1 protein-coding gene and 1 other annotated feature are annotated in these 1,325 nt (G+C 63.7%); the gene reads left to right on the top strand.

Annotated features, from left to right (window positions below; genetic code table 11):
• The first annotated feature begins 42 nt into the window (after positions 1-42).
• Positions 43-1,292, top strand: a protein-coding gene (locus tag AC6EI8_RS26560; protein ID WP_085960508.1) for an IS3-like element ISRme15 family transposase whose coding sequence is annotated in 2 segments (ribosomal slippage) — positions 43-337 and positions 337-1,292 — 1,251 coding nt in all. Because the reading frame shifts where the segments join, the coding sequence is not laid out codon by codon here.
• Positions 336-452 (top strand) — a sequence feature (AL1L pseudoknot). (Overlaps the previous gene by 117 nt.)
• Positions 1,293-1,325: the final 33 nt, after the last annotated feature.

Here is a 1,325-nt window from a genome sequence, read left to right as displayed (position 1 = left end):
TGAATCGCCCCGGGTTTTGCGGAGGCTCTCACTCTTGAGAGAATGCGAGCCATGAGCAAGAACAACGCAAACAAGTTTTCCCCGGAAGTGCGCGAGCGCGCCGTGCGCCTGGTGCAGGAGTCGCGCGGCGAGTACCCGTCGCTGTGGGTGGCGGTCGAGTCCATCGCGCCCAAGATCGGCTGCTCGGCGCAGACGCTGCTGACCTGGGTCAAGCGCCACGAAGTCGACAGCGGACAGCGCGAAGGCGTCACCACCAGCGAGCGAGAACGCATCAAGGAGTTGGAGCGGGAGAACCGAGAGCTGCGCCGCGCCAACGACATCCTGCGCACTGCCAGCGCTTTTTTCGCGCAGGCGGAGCTCGACCGCAAGCTGAAGTCGTAAACACCTACATCGACCGGCACCGGGAGGTTTACGGGGTCGAGCCGATCTGCAAGGTGTTGCAGGTTGCCTCGTCGGCCTATCGGCGCCATGCCGCACGGCTGCGTGATCCGTCACGGCGCAGCGACCGTGCGCGTCGTGATGAACGGCTCATGCCGCAAGTCCAGCGAGTGTGGCAGGAGAACCATCGCGTCTACGGCGCCGACAAGGTCTGGCGGCAACTGAACCGCGAGGGCGTGACGGTTGCCCGCTGCACGGTCGAGCGATTGATGCGCGCCCAGGGACTGCAAGGTGTGCGGCGCGGCAAGCGGCTGCGAACGACCATCGCTGACGACGCCGCCAGTCGCCCGGTGGATCGCGTCAACCGGCAGTTCCGGGCCGACCGTCCCAATCAGCTCTGGGTCTCGGACTTCACCTACGTCTCGACATGGCAGGGTTGGCTGTACGTGGCCTTCGTCGTCGACGTCTACGCCAGGCGCATCGTCGGCTGGCGCGTGAGCAAATCCATGACGACGGACTTCGTGCTCGATGCGCTGGAGCAGGCCCTATACGCTCGCCAGCCTGGCAACGACGGTTCTCTGACCCACCACTCCGATAGGGGATCGCAGTACGTCAGCATCCGCTATAGCGAACGCCTGGCCGAAGCCGGCATCGAGCCGTCGGTCGGCAGCCGTGGCGACAGTTACGACAACGCCTTGGCCGAGACGATCAATGGCTTGTACAAGGCCGAGCTGATCCATCGCCGCGCGCCTTGGAAAACCAGGGAATCCGTCGAACTGGCAACACTGGAATGGGTCGCTTGGTTCAACCATAAGCGCCTGCACTCATCCATCGGCTATATCCCGCCCGCCGAGGCTGAGGCAAACTACTACAACCAACTCGGCAAAACCGCCGACGAGGCCGTTTTACTTTAACCAAACAGCCTCCGCGAAAACCGGGGCGATTCA

It is taken from the genome of Cupriavidus sp. R6-3, from assembly GCF_059772245.1.
This window is presented reverse-complemented; position numbering and strand designations above follow the sequence as displayed.